The sequence below is a fragment of the Burkholderia sp. BCC0419 genome (assembly GCF_902830285.1).
In the GTDB taxonomy this organism is placed as follows: Bacteria; Pseudomonadota; Gammaproteobacteria; order Burkholderiales; family Burkholderiaceae; genus Burkholderia.
Genome location: NZ_CADESR010000001.1, coordinates 1,716,819 through 1,738,236 on the forward strand (window position 1 = coordinate 1,716,819; position 21,418 = coordinate 1,738,236).

17 protein-coding genes and 1 riboswitch are annotated in these 21,418 nt (G+C 68.8%); of the genes, 9 read left to right on the forward strand and 8 right to left on the reverse strand.

The features are described 5' to 3' along the window. The first annotated feature begins 2 nt into the window (after positions 1-2). The 3 genes from HWW87_RS07695 (at position 3) to HWW87_RS07705 (ending at position 4,927) form a co-directional block, all read left to right on the forward strand. Positions 3-2,696 (forward strand): LuxR C-terminal-related transcriptional regulator, encoded by a 2,694-nt coding sequence (locus tag HWW87_RS07695; protein WP_175819821.1) that lies wholly within the window; start codon positions 3-5, stop codon positions 2,694-2,696. Between the two features lie 227 nt (positions 2,697-2,923). After that, positions 2,924-4,048 (forward strand): porin, encoded by a 1,125-nt coding sequence (locus HWW87_RS07700; protein WP_175819822.1) that lies wholly within the window; start codon positions 2,924-2,926, stop codon positions 4,046-4,048. 174 nt (positions 4,049-4,222) lie between these two features. Continuing rightward, entirely contained in the window at positions 4,223-4,927 is a 705-nt protein-coding gene (locus HWW87_RS07705; RefSeq protein ID WP_175819823.1) for a glutathione S-transferase N-terminal domain-containing protein, read from the forward strand. 374 nt (positions 4,928-5,301) lie between these two features. On the opposite strand, the gene HWW87_RS07710 is transcribed toward HWW87_RS07705, so the two are convergent. Continuing rightward, complete coding sequence (locus tag HWW87_RS07710; RefSeq protein ID WP_175819824.1) at positions 5,302-6,630, reverse strand: ImmA/IrrE family metallo-endopeptidase; 1,329 nt, start codon at positions 6,628-6,630, stop codon at positions 5,302-5,304. 613 nt (positions 6,631-7,243) lie between these two features. Next, a complete protein-coding gene (locus HWW87_RS07715) occupies positions 7,244-7,765 on the reverse strand; it encodes a MarR family transcriptional regulator (protein WP_175819825.1) in 522 nt (173 codons plus the stop codon). A gap of 129 nt (positions 7,766-7,894) precedes the next feature. Here HWW87_RS07715 and HWW87_RS07720 point away from each other — a divergent pair, with 129 nt between their 5' ends. Further along, a complete protein-coding gene (locus tag HWW87_RS07720; protein ID WP_175819826.1) occupies positions 7,895-9,073 on the forward strand; it encodes an MFS transporter in 1,179 nt (392 codons plus the stop codon). Positions 9,074-9,086: 13 nt separating this feature from the next. Here the strand turns inward: HWW87_RS07720 and HWW87_RS07725 are convergent, their stop codons facing one another. From HWW87_RS07725 to cbiE, 5 genes are all read right to left on the reverse strand, one after another. Continuing rightward, positions 9,087-9,956: a hypothetical protein gene (locus HWW87_RS07725; protein WP_175819827.1), complete on the reverse strand. Its 870-nt coding sequence runs from the start codon at positions 9,954-9,956 to the stop codon at positions 9,087-9,089. Positions 9,957-10,044: 88 nt separating this feature from the next. Continuing rightward, positions 10,045-10,773 carry a precorrin-4 C(11)-methyltransferase gene (gene cobM / locus HWW87_RS07730; protein WP_175819828.1) on the reverse strand — a complete coding sequence of 243 codons (729 nt, stop codon included), beginning with the start codon at positions 10,771-10,773 and terminating at the stop codon, positions 10,045-10,047. A gap of 42 nt (positions 10,774-10,815) precedes the next feature. Then, the gene (locus tag HWW87_RS07735) at positions 10,816-11,547 is read right to left on the reverse strand and encodes a cobalt-precorrin-6A reductase (protein WP_175819829.1); all 732 of its coding nucleotides are present in this window, start codon (positions 11,545-11,547) and stop codon (positions 10,816-10,818) included. Beyond that, positions 11,544-12,632, reverse strand: a complete 1,089-nt coding sequence (locus HWW87_RS07740) for a cobalt-precorrin-5B (C(1))-methyltransferase (protein WP_175819830.1) — start codon at positions 12,630-12,632, stop codon at positions 11,544-11,546. Before HWW87_RS07740 ends, HWW87_RS07735 begins: the two co-directional genes overlap by 4 nt. After that, complete coding sequence (cbiE, locus tag HWW87_RS07745) at positions 12,632-13,894, reverse strand: precorrin-6y C5,15-methyltransferase (decarboxylating) subunit CbiE (protein WP_175820690.1); 1,263 nt, start codon at positions 13,892-13,894, stop codon at positions 12,632-12,634. Before cbiE ends, HWW87_RS07740 begins: the two co-directional genes overlap by 1 nt. 202 nt (positions 13,895-14,096) lie before the next feature. Then, positions 14,097-14,287, forward strand: a riboswitch (cobalamin riboswitch). 106 nt (positions 14,288-14,393) lie between these two features. On the opposite strand from cbiE, the gene cobG reads away from it, so the two are divergent. The 5 genes from cobG to HWW87_RS07770 all read left to right on the forward strand — a co-directional run bounded on the left by cobG (position 14,394) and on the right by HWW87_RS07770 (position 20,518). Continuing rightward, positions 14,394-15,755, forward strand: coding sequence for a precorrin-3B synthase (gene cobG, locus HWW87_RS07750; RefSeq protein ID WP_279608015.1), 1,362 nt, complete (start codon positions 14,394-14,396; stop codon positions 15,753-15,755). After that, positions 15,748-16,374, forward strand: coding sequence for a precorrin-8X methylmutase (locus HWW87_RS07755; protein WP_175819832.1), 627 nt, complete (start codon positions 15,748-15,750; stop codon positions 16,372-16,374). The genes cobG and HWW87_RS07755 overlap by 8 nt, the downstream gene beginning before the upstream one ends. Further along, the gene (locus tag HWW87_RS07760) at positions 16,371-17,105 is read left to right on the forward strand and encodes a precorrin-2 C(20)-methyltransferase (RefSeq protein ID WP_175819833.1); all 735 of its coding nucleotides are present in this window, start codon (positions 16,371-16,373) and stop codon (positions 17,103-17,105) included. Before HWW87_RS07755 ends, HWW87_RS07760 begins: the two co-directional genes overlap by 4 nt. Further along, positions 17,102-18,811, forward strand: a complete 1,710-nt coding sequence (gene cobJ / locus HWW87_RS07765; RefSeq protein WP_175819834.1) for a precorrin-3B C(17)-methyltransferase — start codon at positions 17,102-17,104, stop codon at positions 18,809-18,811. Before HWW87_RS07760 ends, cobJ begins: the two co-directional genes overlap by 4 nt. A 351-nt stretch (positions 18,812-19,162) precedes the next feature. Further along, positions 19,163-20,518, forward strand: coding sequence for a chitinase (locus HWW87_RS07770; protein ID WP_175819835.1), 1,356 nt, complete (start codon positions 19,163-19,165; stop codon positions 20,516-20,518). A 101-nt stretch (positions 20,519-20,619) separates the two neighbouring features. Here HWW87_RS07770 and HWW87_RS07775 read toward each other — a convergent pair whose 3' ends face one another. Next, positions 20,620-21,363, reverse strand: coding sequence for an IclR family transcriptional regulator (locus tag HWW87_RS07775; RefSeq protein WP_175819836.1), 744 nt, complete (start codon positions 21,361-21,363; stop codon positions 20,620-20,622). Positions 21,364-21,418: the final 55 nt, after the last annotated feature.

The window sequence follows — 21,418 nt, forward strand, 5'->3', positions numbered from 1 at the left end:
CGATGGCCCACCCACCCGATCGCGCCGACGCGCCCCCCACCGAACTGGTCCTGAAGACGACCGCGCCGCGCGTGCCGGCGCAGTTGCTCGCCCGCGCGCGGCTGAGCCTTGCCGCGCCGGCGTTCGACGGCCGCCCGGTCACGCTGGTGCAGGCGCCGGCCGGTTACGGCAAGACGTCGCTGCTCGCACAATGGCGCCGCGAAACCGTCGCGCTCGGCCGCGCGGTCGTGTGGTTGTCGGCCGACGAGCGCGACGACGCGCCGCGGCTGCTGCAGGGGCTCGTGCAGGCGGTGCGAACCGGCTGCGCGCGGCCGGGTTTCGGGCGGTTGATCCCGGGCGGCGCGGCGCGTGCGCTGGATGGCCTGACCGCGTGGCTGGCCGAGGTCGCGCAACTGTCGATGGAAGCGCTGCTGATCGTCGACGACGCGGAGCGGCTGCCGGCCGCCGGCCTCGATGCGCTGACCTACGTGCTGCACAACGCACCGCAGAACCTGCATGTCGCCGTCGCGGCGCGGCGCGGGCTCGATCACGCGGCCGGCGACCTGCTCGCGGGCGGCCAATGCACGCTGGCGGGCCCCGACTGGCTGCGCTTCACGCTCGACGAGACGATCGCGCTGGTCGGCGCGCGCTTCGCGCAACGGGTGGATGCCGACGCGTGCGCGCGGCTGTTCGAGCGCGTCGACGGCTGGCCGCTCGGGCTGCAGCTCGCGATGGCCGCGATGGCGCGCTCGGCCGATCCGCGCCAGGCAGTCGATGCGCTCGCCCAACGCGTGGACGGTACGCGCGACCGGCTCGTCGAGCTGCTGCTCGCGAACCTGTCGGTCGACGACACCGCGTTCCTGACGCGCACGAGCATCGCCGATCGCCTGCATCCGTCGCTGTGCGCGGCGCTGCTCGACGATGCGCATGCGCCCGACCGTCTCGCGCGGCTGGCGCGCGACACGCCGCTGTTCATCGCCTCGGACGATTCGGACTGGTGCCGGCTGCATCCGCTCGTGCGAGACACGCTGCGCGATCGGCTGGCTGCGCGCCCCGCCACCGAGCGCAACGCCCTGCATGCCCGCGCGGCCGCTTGGCTCGACGCACACGGAATGACCGAGGAAGCCGCGCGCCACGCGTATGCGGCCGGCCAGTTCGAGATCGCGTACGCGCTCGCGCAGCGCTGCCTCGAGGATGCGATCAAGCAGGGCCGCATCAACGACGTGCTCGACTGGCTCGCGCTGCTGCCCGATACGGAGCTCGACAAGCGCCCGACGCTGCGGATCGCGGTCGCGTGGGCACTGGCGCTCGGCGAGCGCCACGTCGAGGCGCAGCGCCAGATCGCGGGCATCCTGGCCGACGACGGCACGCCGGCCGCGATGCGCTACGAATGCGCGCTGATCCTCAGTGCGGCCGCGTATTACGCCGACGAAATCGACCGCTTCGTCGAACTGTTCGAGCCGTGGGCCGACTTCACGCCGCCGGCGGCGACGTGGCTCGCGCAAATGCACGCGAACCGGCTGTCGGCGCGCGCAATCATCGTCGGCGAACCGGCGCAGGCGCGCCGTTTCCAGCAGGCCGCGCCGCGCGGCGAGACGGCGGCCGGGTTCGGCTACGTCGCGCGCTGGGGCGAGCTGATCACCGGCCTGAGTTATCTGCGCGAAGGCCAGATCCGGCTCGCGGACGACGCGCTGTCGCCGGCGCTGGCGCGCGCGGAAGCCGATCTCGGGCGGCGCCATCCGTTGACCTGCATGCTCGCGGCGATGTGCGCGGCGATCACGTACGAGGCCGATCGCGTCGACCAGGCCGCCGCGCTGCTCGCGAACCGGCTCGACGTGCTCGAACACGCGGGCACGCCCGATACCGTGCTGCTCGGCTATCGGACGGCCGCGCGCATCGCGCTGCTGCGGGGCGTCGAGCATCGCGCGATCGACCTGCTCGAGGCGCTCGACGCGATGGGTGTTGGCCGCCGGCTGCCGCGCCTGTCGGTCGCGAGCCTCGCCGAGCAGGTGCGCATTCACGCGGCGCGTTATCGCGAGGCGACCTGCCATGCACTGGTCGAGCGGATCGATGCGATCGCCGCGGCTGAATTTCCCGCGCACGGGCCGCTGTGGCGGCGCCCCGTCGTGCTGCTGCAGGCGACCGCGCATGCGTATGCGGCGCTTGCCGCGCGTCGCTGGGACGACGCGTGCGCGGCGCTCGACGAAGCCGCCGTGCTGGCCCGCGAAATGAGCCTGGGCCGCGAGCGCATCGAGATCATGGCGCTCAGCGCATTCGCGCTCGAGCAATCGGGGCACGGCGGCCGCGCGTTGCTCGACGAGGCGATGAACCTCGCGGACATGTTCGGGCTCACGCGCACGCTCGCCGACGCGCATCCGGCCGTTGCCGACTGGGCGCGCCGCGTCGGCGACGAGGCGGCCGCCGGTGACGGCCCCGCGCGACACGCGCTGCCGCAGCCGCGCATCGTGCCGCCGGCCCCGCGTGGCGCGGCGAGCCCGCGTGCGGTGCCGAGCGTCGTGCTGACGCCGAAGGAGCGCGCGATCCTCGAACTGCTCGCGCGCAACCTGTCGAACAAGGAGATCGCGGTCGCGCTCGCCGTCGGCGAGGAAACCGTGAAATGGCACCTGAAAAACCTGTTCGGCAAGCTCGACGCGAGCTCGCGCAAGCATGCGGTGCGCCGCGCGCTGGTGCTCGGGCTGCTTGAAAGCGCGCCTTGATGCCGGCCTGAACTGCCCGCCCGTGGCAGCGTAGCCGGCGATCCCCCTCCGATTCTCCGCAACCCTGCCCCCCGCGCATGGGGGGGAGCGGCTGCCTGCCGTTGCGTAGTCTTTCCGCACGGCTCGCGCCGGCGCCGCATGTCGCGCCTTCCCGCTGCCTCGATGCTTCCCCGCTTTACCCGGATGGGCTCGATCCCGTCCGGTCCATGACGATCCTGGAGACTTCGATGAAGACGAAACTGGCCGTGCTCGCGGCGCTTGCCGGCTGTTCGGCGCTCGCCCATGCGCAATCCTCCGTCACGCTGTACGGCGTGATCGACACGGGCCTGCTGTACCAGAGCACGTCGGCCGCGTCGTTCAGCCCGAGCGCGCCGAACACCGGCAAGGTGTTCCGGATGAAGGACGGCGGCATCTATTCGAGCTTCTGGGGGATCAAGGGCAGCGAGGATCTCGGCGGCGGCTACAAGGTCAACTTCAAGTTGCAGGGTTCGTTCGACAGCGGTACCGGCAGGCTGCAACTGAGCGACACGCCGGGCGCCGTCGCGATCTTCAACCAGGTCGCGTCGCTCGGCGTGTCGGGCCCGTTCGGTTCGTTCACGGCCGGCCGCCAGATCGTGCCGATGATCTACGCGATGGCCGACACCGACGTGCGCAACGCGCAGTTCTTCGGCAGCGTGCTGACCGCATGGCTCGGCCTGAATACCGCCGCGGGCTGGCCGGGCACGAGCACCAACGGCTCGATCGGCGCGCTGTACGACAGCAATGCGCTCGTCTACCAGTCGCCGACGTTCGCGGGCGCGTCGATCGCGCTCGAATACGCGCCGGGCGGCGTCGCCGGGCAGTTCCAGGGCGGCACGCGCGAATCAGTCGTGCTCAGGTATGCGAACTACGGGCTGAATGCGTCGGCCGTCTACTACAACGGCCACGACACGAATCCGGCGCCGGGCGTCGCGCCGACCGGCATCGACAACAATCGCTTCGCCTACGTCGGCGCGAAATACACGAACCGCGATTTCTCGGTGTCGGCGTCGTACGGCAACGGCAGGAATCCGTCGCATGCGGACAAGGTGAACCTCGACATGCTGTCGGCAGGTGTCGGCTATCGTTTCACGCCCGCGCTGCAGGTGAGCTCCGCCGTGTACTACCAGAAGGACCGCAACCGTTCGGAAAACCGCTCGACGGCGATCGTGCTCGCGGCCGACTACAGCCTGTCGAAGCGGACGATGGTCTATGCGCAGGTCGGCCACGTGAACAACCGCGGCACGATGGACCAGATGCTCGTGTACGGGCAGCCGGTCGCGCCAGGCGTCGGCACGACGGCCGCGATGGTCGGGCTGCGGCACAACTTCTGACGGCATCGGGCCAGGCGGCGCGGGCACGTGCGTAGCCGGCGCCAGCATCGATTCCGGGGATCGGCTACAGTGGGCGTCTTCGGCGCGCTCCGGCCCGCCGCCGCGCCGTGGATCGTGTTTGGGCGCGGCAGCGCGAACGCAGCGCGGATCATTCACTTCGACGAGCGAACCTTCATGCCCGATCTGTCCGCCTTCCCGATCACGCAAAAATGGCCGGCCCAGCATCCCGACCGTCTCCAGCTCTACTCGCTGCCGACGCCGAATGGCGTCAAGGTGTCGATCATGCTCGAGGAAACGGGCCTGCCGTACGAGCCGCACCTCGTGCGCTTCGACACGAACGACCAGTTGTCGCCCGAATTCCTGTCGCTGAACCCGAACAACAAGATCCCCGCGATCATCGATCCGAACGGCCCCGACGGCAAGCCGCTGCCGCTGTTCGAATCGGGTGCGATCCTGATCTATCTCGCGGACAAGACGGGCCAGCTGATCCCGAAGGATCTCGCGGGTCGCTACGAGACGATCCAGTGGGTGATGTTCCAGATGGGCGGCATCGGGCCGATGTTCGGCCAGGTCGGCTTCTTCCACAAGTTTGCCGGCCGCGATTATGAGGACAAGCGCCCGCGCGACCGTTACGTCGACGAGTCGAAGCGCCTGCTCGGCGTGCTCGACGCGCATCTCGCGAACCGCCAGTGGGTGATGGGCGATAGCTACACGATCGCCGACATCGCGATCTTCCCGTGGGTCCGCAACCTGGTCGGCTTCTACGAAGCAGGCGATCTGGTCGGGTTCAGCGAATTCCGGCACGTCAAGCGGGTGCTCGATGCGTTTGTTGAGCGGCCGGCTGTCGCGCGGGGGCTCAATATCCCGGCGCGCGGCTGATCGGTTACGCGGGCGCACCACGTGCGGCCCGCGACCTGCGACGCCCGCCGCATTGTGCGGCGGTTTTTGGGGGGTCATCGCGAATTTTTGGGGAGCGCTGGGAAGACTGTCGGTGTTTGGCCAATTTCTGCCTCTCGCCTGAGCCGTGCAGTGGTCACTTGAACGGCTAGTTCACTTCGAAACCCGCCCAATGCGCGACGCGCTTGTGGCCAAAGCCGACGTTGCCGAAGACTGAGGTTCGCGTCAGCAATGCGGCAAATCGCCGTCGGTGAGCTTCTCGCATGAGCAGACTCACGCTCGCGCCCCATTGCGACCTTCGTCTCGTCGATCTCGTGGTCCGCAAGCGGTCACTCTCTGCAGATTCGGAGGGCCTGCTATCGGTGCAACATTTTTCCCACAGCGACTTGGCGTCGATTGTCTCGCAACAAGTCAAGAGTCTCCAGCCTGATTCGAACCGCACTACGAGATACACCGTACTTTTGCATCAATCGTCCCGTTATAAAATCGTAATTTTGTATGTTGCACGGCTGATCGTCCACGTACAGTGAGCCAAATCCTTTATCCGATAACCCGATTGTCTGAAGGAGGTTGTTAAAATCGGCAATAATTTGGGCGCGCGGCAAGAGTATGCTTGAAGCCATGTAATTAGCTTGAAATTCGAGGCGTGAAATTGCCGCGTCATTCAGACCTGCACGGTGTAGAACGAAGTCGTCGTTATCACAAGATTCGCTTATCAGATATCGACCGTGATCAAGGAAGTAGTGCGCCATCTCGTGGGCCAATGTGAACCGTTCTCGGCCTCGGTTTGGCTCCTGTTGCGCGTAGACATCGATGATCGGTGGATCAAACGTGATGCGTCCTAGTGCATCCTGCCCTGCGCCCGAATTGACCACTGGGTGGTTCAGCCGCAACTGGAGTCCAGTTCGTTCAGCCTCCAGCCTGCAGATTTCTTGAAGCGCGACTTCACCGTCGGCGTAGCCGATTCTCGATAGGACGGATGCACCCATCTCTTCAATTGCTCCTTTTCCAACGAAAGCGACTTCTTCCAAGTCGCGTCGTAGGTTCTTCAATTCTCCTATGGCTACGCCCGGCGCCGATGTAAGGTCAGAAAAAGCATCGTCAATAAATTCCCACAGCGAATTAGTCAGCCGCCTAGGCGATTGAAAATAGAAATCGAACGATGAGCTCTTGAACGTTTCGTCGGAAAGTCCCAGTTCAACATTCCCATTTGAATCAGCGTTTCTTCGAACTGTCGTTGACGGTGAGCGCCTCAATTCCCATTTAAAATTTTCTGGCCCGAAATAACGTGCAAGGCCAATTCCCTTGGCCTTTGCAAACTCAAGCGCACCCCTTTGAAATGCCGCTGTACTGACCACCACAGCCTTTGTGTTCGCGGCTCCGACTTGTTGAACCTTTGTGAAGAATTCTTCGATATCATCAACCGGTACAGCATGTGAGTATCGCTTGCACTCAATGAGAAGCAGCATTGAATATTCCTGCGCCCCGGGAAAGTACAGTTCGATTGCAATATCAAAGACAATTTCCGAACAGCGATCGCGCGAATGGTAGCCTTTTTTTGAAAAAAGCTTGCAGCATTCTCTTTTAAACGGAAGGCGCTCAGCGTCTATTTCTGTTCGAAACAGCTCAAAAATACGTTTCTCGAATTCGTCGCCAACCCGTGTTGTATTTTGCAGTGTGCTCATCTAACGAAATCCGAAGAGTGGGGCCGCCACATTCTAGTTCGGCGCAGCGATTCGAAGTCTAGATGCAACTTTAGCGATTCTCTCACGCGTCGGCAAATCGTACGTCTTTGGCCATGAACGTCGGTGATACACGAGGGAAGTCTTCGGTGCGCGTGTATGAGATATCGGACATGCAGATGTCCGTGGCGACGATAACGATACGGACGGCGTCACTTGGTTTCTCGGTGTATCTGTCTAGGCCTTCGCTGAATGCCTTGGCTCAGCCTCTTTGGTCGAACAGGCATGGTATTTGCCGAAAATCAACGGTTGTATTTGACCCCTTGAACAGCCTTTGCGACCGCCGACTCTTGTCACGGCTGGCAAATGAAATGGTGGTTGGATGATCGTTTCGATACAGGAAAGCAGTCAGTCGCAGCCTGACCAACGTCGATACCGAATGACGGATCAGGCCGAGAACTTGCCAGCGGGAAGACTGCGCGAATGGCCGTTCCAGCTTGCAATCGGTCATAGCCCTAGCATTGGCTCGAAAGACGTTTGTGGGTTGGCAAGCGACGTCCACGAAAATTCACGAAGAACTCTTTTGCCCGCCGCGTCCGTTTGCATCACGCATTCTTCAACGCGACTTCCCTTCCTCCCCATCCGGCGCCGCGCCTCCCAACCCCGCCAGCAGCTTTCCCAGCAGATCCGACAACTGCGCCTGTTCCCCCGCCGACAACACAGCCAGCAGCGCACGCTGATTATCGATGTGCGCAACAACCGCTTCATCGATCAGCGCCCGCCCGGCATCCGTCAGCGCGACGAGCGTGCCGCGCCCGTCGGCCGGGTTCGGCCGGCGCTCGACCCACCCCGCCTTCTGCAGCCGGTCGATGCGCGCAGTCATCCCACCCGACGACATCATCAGCGCGTCGTACAGCGCGGTCGGCGTCAGCGCGAACGGCGCACCGCTGCGCCGCAGCGTCGCGAGCACGTCGAATTCGCCCGGCTGCATGCCGTAGCGCGCGAACAGCGGATTGAGACGATCGCGCGCGATCACGAGCGCGGCTTCCTGCAACCGCCCCATCACCACCATCGACGTTGCGTCGAGATCCGGGCGCTCGGCGCGCCATTGCGCGAGCGCATGCTCGGCTCGATCCATTAACCCTCCTCGGCTCACCAGTTATCTTGACGTCGAGATAAATCGCCGTTTATCTTGATGTCGAGATACTTTACCTGAAAACGCGCGGCGCCTCGCCGGCAGCCGCGCATCGATATCGAGGACCATGCAATGAATCGCTTCACTTCCCCCGGATGGCGGCTCGCCGCGATCGTGCTCGTCGGGCTGAACCTGCGGCCGGCGCTCGCCGCGGTCGGGCCGCTGCTCGACATGATCCAGCGCGCGACGGGGATCGGCGACGGCGCGGCCAGCCTGCTGACGACGATCCCGATTCTGCTGATGGGGCTCGGTGCGCTGAGCGCGCGGCGCCTGCAGCGCATCACCGGGATCGCGGGCGGCGTGTGGCTCGGCGTCGCGTTGATCGGGCTGGCGTGCGTGTCGCGCGTCGGGGCGCAGCACGCATGGCTGCTGCTCGCGAGCGCGTGCTGCGCGGGCGTCGGGATCGCGATGGTGCAGGCGCTGTTGCCCGGCTTCGTGAAGGCGCATTTCGCGACGCGCATCGGCGGCTCGATGGGCGTCTATTCGACGTCGATCATGGGCGGCGCGGTGCTCGCGAGCGTCGTCGCGCCGTTCGCCGCGGCGCGCTGGAACTGGCTCGCCGCGCTCGCGGGCTGGGCGCTGCCGGCAGCGGTCGCCGCACTGGCCTGGCCGCTGGCCAGCCGTGGCGGCGACGCACTGGCCAGCGGGCCGGCGTCGGTATCGGGTGAGCGGCCGTCGCGTTCGCCGCGCGCATGGCGGCTCGCGCTGTTCTTCGGCATCGCGACGGGCGCTTACACGCTCGTGCTCGCGTGGCTGCCGCCGTACTACATGCGGCTCGGCTGGTCGCCGACCGCGGCCGGCAGCCTGCTCGGCGGCGTGACGCTCGCGGAAGTCGTCGCAGGGCTGACGATTGCCGCAACGATCGACCGCCTGCCCGATCGCCGGCCCGCGCTGCATGCGGCGATCGCGTCGCTGTTCGCCGGGTTGCTGGTGATGCTGGCCGCGCCCGACGCGCTCGCGTTGCCGGCCGCGCTGCTGCTCGGCGCGGGGATCGGCCCGCTGTTTCCGCTGTCGCTGATCGTCACGGTCGACCATGCGGCGACGCCCGCCGATGCCGCGTCGCTGACGGGGTTCGTGCAGGGGATCGGCTACCTGGTCGCCGGACTGTTTCCGTTCGCGGCCGGCATCGTGCGCCAGCATCTCGCGGACCTGACGCCCGCGTGGGTCGCGATGGCGTGCCTGTGTGTCGCGCTGTTCGCGCTGGCGGCGGGGTTTGCGCCGAAGCGGGTGCTGCACGCCGCGCGCGCATAGCGTCGGCCGCCGCTCAGTTGACCGGCTCGCAAAACGAGATCTTGCCGCGCAGCGCGTTGCCTGCGGCGGCCGGGTCTGGTCCGGACGGCAACGTGACGGAAACCGACGTATGCCCGGTCTTGCTTTGCGGTTCCTGGCCCGGCCAATGGCGCTCTTTCCAGGTGGCGATCCAGTCGAGATTGCCGGCGCTTGCACCGGGCACGAAGCGCAGCCGTAGCGAACCGTCGAAGTCCTCACTGCAATGCGGCGAGTGCTGATAGTCGTGCTCGGTGAAGCAGGCTCGAATCTGCTTGTTGCAGCTGAACGGGAGCCTCGATACGCGCGGTGTGCGGGCATGTTCGCCGTTCGGCCGCAATTCGACGAAATCGGCGTTTTCCCAGCTTCCCCCGCCGCCTGAATAACTTTCGGACCAACCCGCGAGCACCGCGACCGAGAAGCGTTCGCCGCCCAACGGGTACAGCGCGGGATAGATTCGAAGTGGCGGCGGCTCGCCGTCGCCGTCGACCCGGTCAACGGGCTGGTAGTCGGAGAAATCCCAGCGCTGCACGACCTTCCAGCCCGCGGCGGGCGTGAAACTCGCTTTCAGCAACTGCGGGCCCGGCAGGATCGCGTAGTAAATGCCCGACGCGTCGTTCCGGGCGCGGTACAGCGACGGTGCGTTGTCCGCGTCGGCGGACTGCCCGACGACGCCGCACGATGTCGATGCCAACTCGCAAAGCTTGCGCGGCCAGTCGCGATCGGGCACGGCGGTTTTTGCGACTTCGGCGAAAGGCACGGCGCGGGCTTCGGTGACTTCACCGGCGGCATGGACCGCGGATGCCGCCAGCAGCGCGACCGTCAATCCCGCGATGCCGAACATGCCGGATCGAATACGGGTATCCATTCAACGTTGTCCTTGTGAAGTGGCTTGCGCGTCGTGATCGCGCGAAGTGGCCCGGCCTGCGCGAAAGTACCGGTTGGTTCGTGCGGGCTCAGCCCACGCTCGCGTACAGCGTCGAATCCGCGAACCCTTCGGCGTCGAGCACGCGGCCAATCAGGATCAGCGCGGTGCGCTCGATCTGTGTGCCCTGCACCTTGCCGACGATGTCGGCCAGCGTGCCCGTCACGCGTTCCTCGTCGGGCCAGCTCGCGCGATAGATCACCGCCACCGGGCAATCGGCACCGTAATGCGGCAGCACTTCGTCGACGATGCGCGCGAGATGGCGCACGCCGAGATGGATCGCGAGCGTCGCGCGATGCGCGGCGAGCGAGCCGAGCGCTTCGCCTTCCGGCATCGTCGTCTTGCCCGCGAAGCGCGTGAGGATCACCGTCTGCGCGACGCCGGGCAGCGTCAGCTCGACACCGAGCGTCGCCGCGCACGCGGCCGTGGCCGTCACGCCCGGCACGATTTCGTACGGAATCCCGAGCGCTTTCAGGCGGCGGATCTGCTCGCCGATCGCACCGTACAGCGACGGATCGCCCGAATGCACGCGCGCGACGTCCTGCCCGTTCGCATGCGCGGCGGCGAGCAGTGCGACGATCGCGTCGAGGTCGAGCTCGGCCGTGTTGACGACCTGCTCCGCGCAGTGACCGTCGAGCACGGCGGCCGGCACGAGCGAGCCCGCATACAGGATCACCGGGCACGTGCACACGAGGCGCTGGCCCTTCACCGTGATCAGCTCCGGGTCACCGGGGCCCGCGCCGATGAAATACACCGTCATCGAAATTTCTCCGTCAATTCGTGGGATGACCGCTGCGTCGCGTCAGGCGCGCGCGGCCGGATCGAGTGCGTCGATGAGCGCCGTGACCGAGTCGAACGCGCGGTCGGCGTCGGGCAGCGGCGGCCGGCGCAGCATCACGACCGGCAGCCTGCGTTCGCGCGCGACGTCGAGCTTGGCCTCGGTGGCCGCGCCGCCGCTGTTCTTGCTGACGACGACGTCGATGCCCGCCAGCGCGAACAGCGCGCGCTCGCCGTCGGGCGTGAACGGCCCGCGCGCGGCGACGATCTGAGCGCGGGCGTTGCCGGGGTGCGCATCGAGGCAGCGTACGAGCCAGAACTGGTGCGGCGGGATCGCGTCGAGATGCGCGAGCGGTTCGCGGCCGAGCGTGAACAGCGGGCGTTTGAACGGCGCGAGCGCGGCTTCGATGCCGGCCCAGTCGTCGACCATCCGCCAGTCGTCGCCCGGCTGCGGCGTCCACGGCGCGCGTCGCAGCGCCCAGAGCGGCACGCCCGCGTCGTGCGTCGCCGCTGCGGCGTTCGCGCTGATCTGCGCGGCGTACGGATGCGTTGCGTCGATCACGAGGCCGATGCCGGCGTCGCGAAGATACGCGGTGAGCCCCGCTGCGCCGCCGAAACCGCCGACGCGCACGTCGCAGCGCAAGTCGTCGGGCGTCTTGCCGAGGCCGGCGAGACTATAGACATGATGCGGGCCGAGCGCGCGCGCGATTTTCAGCGCATCGCCGGTGCCGCCGAGCAGCAGGATGCGTGGGCTCATCGCGCCTCCCCGACGAAGCGGCCCTGCCGGTCGATCGCGAACATCTCGACCGCGACCGACGGCGGCACGATGTCGCGCGCCACCCGCAGCGCGTGCGCACAGACGAGATCGCCGAGCGGCACGCCGTCGGCCTGCGCCAGTTTCAACGCTTCCTGGCTCGTGTTCGCGGCGCGCATCGCGGCTTGCAGCGCATCGCTCGCGCCGGCTTCGGCCACCCACTGCGCGAGCAGCGGCAGGTCGATGCTCGAATGGCGGCTGTGCAGGTCGAGGTGGCCGGCCGCGAGCTTACTGAGCTTGCCGAAGCCGCCGCACATCGACAGCCGCGCGATCGGCGCGCGCCGCAGGTGCTTGAGCACCGCGCCCGCGAAATCGCCCATCTCGACCAGCGCCATGTCGGGCAGATGATAGTGCGCGCGCATCGCGTCCTCGCTCGTATTGCCCGTGCACGCGGCGATATGCTCGATGCCGTTCGCGCGTGCGACATCGATGCCCTGGTGGATCGACGCGATATAGGCCGAACACGAAAACGGCCGCACGATGCCGGTCGTGCCGAGGATCGACAGCCCGCCGACGATACCCAGGCGCGGGTTCATCGTCTTGAGCGCGAGCGCCTCGCCGCCTTCGACGCCGATCGTCACGTCGAAGCCGCCCGCGTAGCCGTGCTCGGCTGCAAGCGCTTCCAGGTGCGTGGTCATCATCTGGCGCGGCACCGGGTTGATCGCAGGCTCGCCGACCGGCAGCGTGAGCCCCGCACGCGTGACCGTGCCGACGCCCGGCCCGGCATGAAAGCGCACGCCGGGCGCCGCCGCGAGCGCGACGCGCGCGAAGATCAGCGCGCCGTGCGTGACGTCCGGATCGTCGCCGGCATCCTTGATCGTGCCGGCTTCGGCGCCGTCGGCCGTGGCGCGGCAGAATTCGAGCCGCATCATCACGCGCTGCCCCTTTGGCAGCACGATCTCGACCGCGTCGTCCGCCTGGCCCGCGAGCAGCAGCCGCGCGGCCGCGAGCGACGTCGCGGTCGCGCAGCTGCCGGTCGTGTAGCCGAAGCGCAGCGGCGCGGGCCGTTCGGGGGTTTCGTCGCGCATCACGCGTCCGTTGCGTTCGATGGAATCGACATATTCGACGAGCCGGCCGTGTCGGCCGCGTCGGGCTTGCGCACGTCGTAGAGCGTGACCGGCAGCGGCTGCCGCCACGTGTCGAAGCGGCCCAGCGGTTCGGCATGCGCGAGCGACACGCGCGTGAGCGTGCCGCCATGCGCATCGCGCCACGCGGCGAGCGCCATCTCGCCCTGCAGCGTGACCGCGTTCGCGACCAGCCGTCCGCCGGGTTTCAGCGACGCCCAGCACGCGTCGAGCACGCCGGGCGCCGTCGCGCCGCCGCCGATGAAGATCGCGTCGGGCGCGGCGAGCCCCGTGAGCGCATCGGGCGCACGGCCCGCGACGAGTTGCAGGCCCGGCACGCCGAGCGTATCGCGGTTGTGTTCGATGAAGCGCTGCCGCTCCGCATGCGCTTCGATCGCGATCGCCTGGCAGGATGGATGCGCGCGCATCCATTCGATGCCGATCGAGCCGCTGCCGGCGCCAACGTCCCACAGCAGTTCGCCGGGCGCGGGCGCGAGGCGCCCGAGCGTCATCGCGCGCAGGTCGCGCTTGGTGAGCTGGCCGTCGTGGCGGTACGCGTCGTCGGGCAGGCCGGGCGTGAGCGCGCGGCGCGGCGCATCGGCGCCCGCCCGGCAGTCGAGCGCGACGAGATTGAGCGCGGCCGTTTCGTCGACGTTCCAGTCTTGTGCGAGGCCATCGATACGCCGCTCGAGCGGGCCGCCCAGATGTTCGAACACGCTGACGCGCGTCGGCCCGAAGCCGCGGGCGGCGAGTTCGGCCGCGACGGCGGCCGGCGTGCGGCCGTCGGCGCTCAGCACGAACAGGCGCCGGCCCGGCAACAGGTGGCGGGCCAGTGTCGCGAGCGGACGCCCGACGAGCGAGACCGCGCCGACATCCTGCAGCGCCCAGCCGAGGCGGGCGGCCGCGAGCGACAGCGACGACGGCGCGGGCAGCACGCGCCATTCGTCGGGAGAAAGCTCACGGGCGAGCGTCGCGCCTACGCCGAACAGCATCGGGTCGCCGCTCGCGAGCACGCACACGGGCGCGCCGCGGCGCGCGAGCAGCCCCGACAGGTCGAACGGCGACGGCCATGCTTCGCGCGCGGCCCGCAGCCGCGCGGGCAGCATGTCGAGATGCCGCTTCGCGCCAACCACGTGCGTCGCGTCGAGCAGCGCGCGCCGCGCGTGGCGTCCGAGCCCCGCGTAACCGTCGTCGCCGATGCCCACTACCGTCAGCCACGCCGTCATGCACCCTTCCCCATCGTTCGATTTCATCGTGTCGCCGCGCGGCCATGAAAGCGCCGGTGCGTCCGTCCGCGTTGCAAAAAACGGCATGGTACCGTGTTCCACCCCGCGTTTCACCTGCCTGCCCGCACGTGCCCGACCGTTGCCCGCTTCGCTTGCCGCGAACGGCCAGCCGGTCGCGAATCGCGACCGAAATCGGGTATCCTACGGCCGTTCGTTCGCCGGTGCCCCTCGGGGCCGAAGAGGGAACACAGGGCGCACCGCGCGCCGCTGTGGCTGCCCCCGCAACTGTAGACAGCGAGCCGATCCCCCCTCATGCCACTGGTTTCACCGGGAAGGCCGGGAGCCGGCGCCGACCTGTCAGCCAGGAGACCTGCCGGCCAGAAAGTGCGTGCGTGCCAGTCGGCGTCGGGCGGGGTGTACCGATGCGTTGGCCGCGGCGCCACACTGTTCCGGTATCCCGTTGAATTCCGCCCACGATTCGATTCCTGCGTCGCCCGTCGTGCGCCCGTCGGCCTGCCCGGGGCTCGTGCGCGTGGTCGCGGCCGCCGACGGCGGGCTGTGCCGGATCAAGCTGCCGGGCGGCCGGCTCGACGCGCGCCAGGCGCACGCGATCGCCGCCGCTGCGCGCCTGTACGGCTCCGGCGTGATCGATGCGACCAATCGCGCGAATCTCCAGTTGCGCGGCATTCGCGACGGCGCGGCCGATGCGCTGGCGCACGCGTTGCTCGACGCGGGGCTCGGCCCGCGCGCAAGCGCTGACGACGACGCCGCCGATGCGGCCGCGCTCGCGGCGAGCGACGACGTCCGCAACGTGATGCTCAGCCCGCTCGCCGGGCACGACCCCGCCGCACTCGTCGATAGCCACGCGCTCGCCGTGCCGCTGCTCGACCTGCTGGCGAGCGAGCCGCGCCGTGGCGAACTGTCGCCGAAATTCTCGATCCAGCTCGACGGCGGCGAAGCGGTCGCGGCGCTCGATCATCCGCACGACATCTGGCTGGCCGCATGGCGTCGCGGCGACGGCGCGGTACGTCTCGCGGCAGGGCTGGCCGGCTGTCCGCCGGTGGCGCACGGCGACCGGCCCGCGTCGGTCGACGTATCAATCGATCAGGGCGTCGCGCTGGTTCGCGCGCTGCTGCTCGCGTTCCTCGATCTCGCGCCGGCCGACGTCACGCGGATGCGCGCGTTGCTGGCGACATGCAGCGAACGCACGCTGCTCGAGCGCGCCCGGCACTACCTGCCCTTTCCGCTCAAGGCCGATCCGGCGCTTGCCGACTGGCGGCGCACGCGTGCCGACCCTGCGTTGCGTTTCGGCGCGCGCCCATCGCGCGACGCGGCGCGTTGCAGCGTCGGCGCGCAATTCGTGCTCGGGCGGCTCGACGCGGCGCAACTGGAACGGCTCGCCGCGCTGGCCGAAGCCGACGGCGACGGCACGCTGTCGATGACGCCGTGGCAAGGCGTGTTCATGCACGGCGTGCCGAACGAACGCGCGGCTGCGATGCGCGAAGCACTCGCGTCGCTCGGCCTCGTATGCGCAGCGTCCGACCCGCTGGCGACGCTCGTCGCCTGCACCGGCAGCACGGGCTGCGCGAAAGCGCACGCCGACACGAAACACGACGCGCTCGCGCTCGCCGCGCACGTCGGCCATCCGCTCGACGTGCATCTGACCGGTTGCGAGCGCCACTGCGCGCTGCCTCACCCGGCCGCACATACGCTCGTCGCGGTGGCGCCCGCGCACTACGACCTTTACCGGCGCGACGCGGCCGCGGGCCTCGGCGCCCCGCTCGCGCGCCATCTGACGATTGACCAGGCCGCGGTCCGACTCATGGACGCACGGCACAGCCAGGACACCACCGATGCTTGACTACATTCGCGACGGGCAGGAAATCTACCGCCAGTCGTTCGCGACGATCCGCGCCGAGGCCGACCTGTCGCGGGTTCCGCCCGATCTCGAGAAACTCGCGGTGCGCGTGATCCACGCATGCGGCATGGTCGACGTCGTGTACGACCTGCGCTTCTCGGCCGGCGCCGGTGCGGCCGGCCGTGCGGCGCTCGCGGCCGGCGCGCCGATCCTGTGCGACGCAAGGATGGTCGCCGAAGGCATCACGCGTGCGCGGCTGCCCGCGGCCAATCGCGTGATCTGCACGCTCGGCGAGCCGGAGGTGCCCGACCTCGCGCGGCAGCTCGGCAACACGCGTTCGGCCGCCGCGCTCGAACTGTGGCGGCCGCATCTCGCGGGCAGCGTCGTCGTGATCGGCAATGCGCCGACCGCGCTGTTCCACCTGCTCGACATGATCGACGCCGGCGCGCCGCGCCCCGCGCTGATCCTCGGTTTCCCGGTCGGCTTCATCGGCGCGGCCGAATCGAAGGCGACGCTCGACGCCGACAGCCGCGGCGTGCCGTACGTCGCGCTGCTCGGCCGGCGCGGCGGCAGCGCGATGGCCGCCGCCGCGGTCAATGCGCTTGCCACGGAGGTCGAATGACGAGCGTGCGCGGACGGCTGTTCGGTGTCGGGGTCGGCCCCGGCGATCCCGAACTGATGACGATCAAGGCGCTGCGCGTGCTGCAGGCGGCGCCCGTGGTCGCGTATTTCGTCGCGAAGGGCAAGAAAGGCAACGCGTACGGCATCGTCGAAGCGCACCTGCTCGACGGGCAGACGCAACTGCCGCTCGTCTACCCGGTGACGACCGAGGCGCTGCCGCCGCCGCTGTGCTACGAGACGGTGATCGCCGATTTCTACGACACCGCGGCCGAGATCGTCGCGGCGCACCTCGACGCAGGCCGCGACGTCGCGGTGATCTGCGAAGGCGACCCGTTCTTCTACGGCTCGTACATGTACCTGCACGACCGCCTCGCGCCGCGTTACGACACCGAGGTGATCCCCGGCGTGTGCGCGATGCTCGGCGGCACGGCCGTGCTCGGCCAGCCGCTCGTCTATCGCAACCAGAGCCTGTCGGTTCTGTCGGGCGTGCTGCCCGAACACGAACTGCGCGAGCGGCTCGCGCGGGCCGACGCGGCCGTCGTGATGAAGCTCGGCCGCAATTTCGACAAGGTGCGGCGCGTGCTCGACGAACTCGGGCTCGCGAAGCGCACGCTGTACGTCGAGCGCGCGACGATGGCGAACCAGCGCATCGTGCCGCTCGACGAGGTCGATCCGATGGCGTCGCCGTATTTCTCGCTGCTCGTCGTGCCGGGGGAAAAATGGCAAGGATGACGACGCCGCCCGCGATCGTGATTCTCGGCGCGGGCGCGATCGATACCGCGCGGCGTATCCAGGCGCGTTACCCGGGCGCCCGTGTGCACGGTCTCGCGTCGCGCGTCGACGCCGACGTGCCGTTCGACGAACTCGGCGCGCACCTGCGCGAACTCTATGCGCGCGGCTTGCCGATCGTCGCGCTGTGCGCGGCCGGCATCGTGATCCGCTGCCTCGCGCCCGCACTCGCCGACAAGGGCGTCGAGCCGCCGGTGCTCGCGGTCGCGGAGGACGGCTCGGCCGTCGTGCCGCTGCTCGGCGGGCTGACGGGCGTCAACGTGATCGCGCGCGAAATTGCCGAATGCGTCGGCGTCGCGCCGGCGATCACGACGAGCGGCGAACTGCGCTTCGGCGCGTGCGTGCTCAATCCGCCGGAAGGCTATGCGCTCGCCGACCTCGCGCAAGGCAAGCGCTTCGTGTCCGACCTGCTCGCGGGCGCGTCGACGCGCATCGACGGCGCCGCGCCGTGGCTCGACGAGGTCGCGCTGCCGCGCGATGCCGCGGCCGCACACGCGATTCGCGTGACGCCCGATGCGTGGCGTGGCGCGCGCGACGAACTCGTGATTCATCCGCGCAGCGTGGTGGTCGGCGTCGCCGCGGATGCCGTGCATGCCGACGAAGCACTGGCCGTGCGCATCGCAGCCGCGCTCGACGCACAGGGCCTGGCGCGGCTGGCGCTCGCGACCATCGTCGCGCCGGCATCGGCGATCGGCGAACCCGCGCTGGAAGAAGCGTCGAGCGTGCTCGACGTGCCGCTGCGTTTCGTCGATAGCGATAGCGACGCACCCGCCGATGCCGCCACGCTGCTCGGCCGCGCGTTGCGCGTCACCCACACGATGCGTGCGGCATCGCACGGTCTCGCGTGCGCGGTCGCATCGCATCCGGTCGACCCGGCCACGCTCGGCCGCGCACGCGGCCGCCTGACGGTGCTCGGCCTCGGCCCGGGCGGCGCCACATGGCTCACGCCGGCCGCGCGCGCGGCGCTCGCCGACGCGACCGACATCCTCGGCTATACGACCTACGTGAACATGGCCGGCCCGTTTCGGGCGGACCAGCGCGTGCACGGCACCGACAATCGCGAGGAAATGCAGCGCGCACGCCATGCGTTCGAACTGGCGGCCGAGGGTCGGCGCGTCGCGGTCGTGTCGTCGGGCGACCCCGGCGTGTTCGCGATGGCCGCGGCCGTGCTCGAAGCGCTCGACGAAGCGCGCGACCCGCAATGGGCCGCGGTCGACCTGCGCGTGGAGCCCGGCATCTCGGCGTCGCTGGCTACTGCCGCGCAGGCCGGCGCACCGCTCGGCCACGATTTCTGCGCGATCTCGCTGTCGGACAACCTGAAGCCGTGGGACGTGATCGAGACGCGCCTGCGGCATGCGGCGCAAGCCGATCTCGTGATGGCGTTCTACAACCCGATTTCGCGCGCGCGGCCGTGGCAGCTCGACCGTGCGCTCGATGTCGTGCGCGCGCATCGCACGGCCGATACGGTGGTCGTGCTCGGCCGCGACATCGGCCGCCCGGGCGCGACGCTCGCGACGACGACCCTCGGCGCGCTGCGCAGCGACCAGGTCGACATGCGCACGATGGTGATCGTCGGCTCGTCGACGACGCGGCGCTTCGCGATCGGCAACGCACGCGAATGGGTCTATACGCCGCGCTGGTATCGCTGAATGCCGCTGCGCCCGGCGCGGCGCGCGTACCGAATCCGGCGGCGCTCGCGTGAATGCGCATGCGAGCTAGCCGGTAATCGGCGGGCGGGCGCGTCACCGGTTCGCTGGAACCGGTCCACGCGCACCGCTTCGCGCGATCGGACGGAAAAAGTGCCCGCCCCGCGTTTCGAAATGCGACCGAATCGGCAAGTTCGTTACGTATCGAGAATCGAATAACAAAAAGAAGAACACCTAAGTTTCCTATTCGACGCGAATCCTCCAAGATAGGCACGCCGCTAGCGGGACACGTGCCTTTCCCACCGGCGGCGATACGCAGGCCAGCGTATCCCTCTTCCACTTGGAGAACACAGAATGAACAACAATGTGTTGTCGCGTTTCGTTCCGCGTGCGTTTGCCGCGGGTTGTCTGCTCGCGATGGCGAGCGTGTCGCAAGGCGCCGGCGTCTATGCGCCCTTTGTCGACGTGACGCTTTATCCGACACCGTTGGTCGACCAGATCGGCGTGCGCCAGGGTATCCAGCAGTTCACGCTCGCGTTCGTGGTTGCGGGCAACGGCTGCGTGCCGTCGTGGGGCGGCGTGCAGCCGATCGGCAACGGCGCGAGCGGCGGCCTGCTGACCGCACTGTCCACGTCGATCGCGAGCTACCGCGCGAAAGGCGGCGAAGTCGCCGTGTCGTTCGGCGGGGCGAACGGCACGCCGCTGATGCAGGCGTGCTCGACGGTGCCCGCGCTGAAGACTGCATACCAGACGGTGATCGACACGTACGGCCTCACGCATATCGACTTCGACATCGAGGGCGCGTCGCAGCAGGACACGGCGGCGGTCGCGCGCAATTTCCAGGCGGTCGCGCAACTGCAGGCCGACTATGCGGCGAAGGGCAAGCCGCTGCACGTGACGCTGACGCTGCCGACGATGCCGACCGGGCTCACGCAGGACGGTGTGAACGTCGTCAACGCGGCCATCGCGAACAAGACCACGTTCGACGCGGTGAACGTGATGGCGATGGATTACGGCCCCGCGAACATCGACATGGGCGCCGCCGCGATCAGCGCCGCGCAGGCGCTCTACTCGCAGCTCGACACGGCGTTCAAGTCGGCCGGCCAGCCGAAGACCAATGCGCAGCTGTGGCAGATGGTCGGCGTCACGCCGATGATCGGCGTGAACGACGTGCAAGGCGAAACGTTCACGCTCGCGAATGCGCAGACCGTGCTGAACGCGACAGTTGCGAACGGCTACGGCTTCTTCGGCAACTGGTCGGTCGGTCGCGATCAGGCCTGCCCGTCCGGCGGCACGTATGCGTCGCCGACCTGCTCCGGCGTCGCGCAGCAGCCGTACGCGTTCGCGGCGATCTTCAAGAAGCTCGATGGCAAGTGGGGCGCGGGCGTCACGCAGGACCCGAACTACGGCGGCGGCTCGGACGGCGGCACGCCGCAGCCGGGTGCGCCCTGGGCGGCCGGCCAGGTCTATACGGCCGGCGCGACGGTCACCTACCAGGGCACGACGTACCAGGCGCAATGGTGGACGCAGGGCGACGTGCCTGGCCAGGCGGCCGTGTGGAAGCCGGTCGGCGGCGGCTCGCCCGTGTGGTCCGCCACGACCGCCTACCAGGGCGGCACGTGCGTGACGTATCAGGGCGCGAAGTATTGCGCGAAATGGTGGACGCAGGGCGACAACCCGAGCGCGGGCGGCGTGTGGGTGAAGTCGTGATGTCGCGACACGCTCGTGCGTGACGCGCGGCGGGTCGTTTTCGGCGTGGCAGGACCGCACGCCGGCGACGGCCCGCTGCCGGCCCGTCGCGCGCCGCTGCCCTACCCGCGCGCGTGCTCGGCCAGCAGCCGCGCCTTCGCGTCGATCAGCAGCGCCGCGTGCGTGTCGCGATGCTGGCGGATCCGCTCGGTCGGCCCGACGACCGACAGCCCGTACCAGTCGCCGTCGAGCGTCAGCGCCACCGCGAGCGCCGACAGCTCGGGCGCGCTCTCGCCGAAGTTCTCCGCCCAGCCGAGTTCGCGAAACCGCGCGGTCTGCGCGACGAGCGCCGGCAGGTCGGCCACCGTCGCGTCGGTGAAGCGTTCGAACGACAGTTGCGTGCCGAGCGCCTGCTGCGCATCGCTCGCGAGTTCCGCGAAGATTGCCTTGCCGATCGAGTTCGCATGCAGCGGCCGCAGCTCGCCCGGCTGGCGCGTATAGCGGATCGCCTGCTCCGATTCGACGACGTCGAGGTACGTGACCGACGCGCCCTGGATCTTGCCGAGCACGGCGGTTTCGCGGCTCGCGTCGCGCAGCGCGACGAGGTGCGGATGCACGATGTCGACGACCGGATCGGTCGCGTCGATCGCGGCGGCGACCGTCTGCAGGCGCCGCGTCGGGTAGTAGCCGCCGCGCTTGCGCACTTCGTACAGGTAGCCGCGACTCACGAGCGTGCGCGTCATCGCCAGGCAGCTCGACGCCGGCACGTTGAGCAGGCGCGCGAGTTCGGTGAGCGGCAGCGGCCGCCGTTCGGCGGCGAACAGCTCGAACAGGTCGAGCGTGCGGGCAACGAGTTTGACGTCCATGACGAGCGCTTGATTCGGAATGGGAAACCGCGCGCCGGGCGGGCCGCCAGGTCGA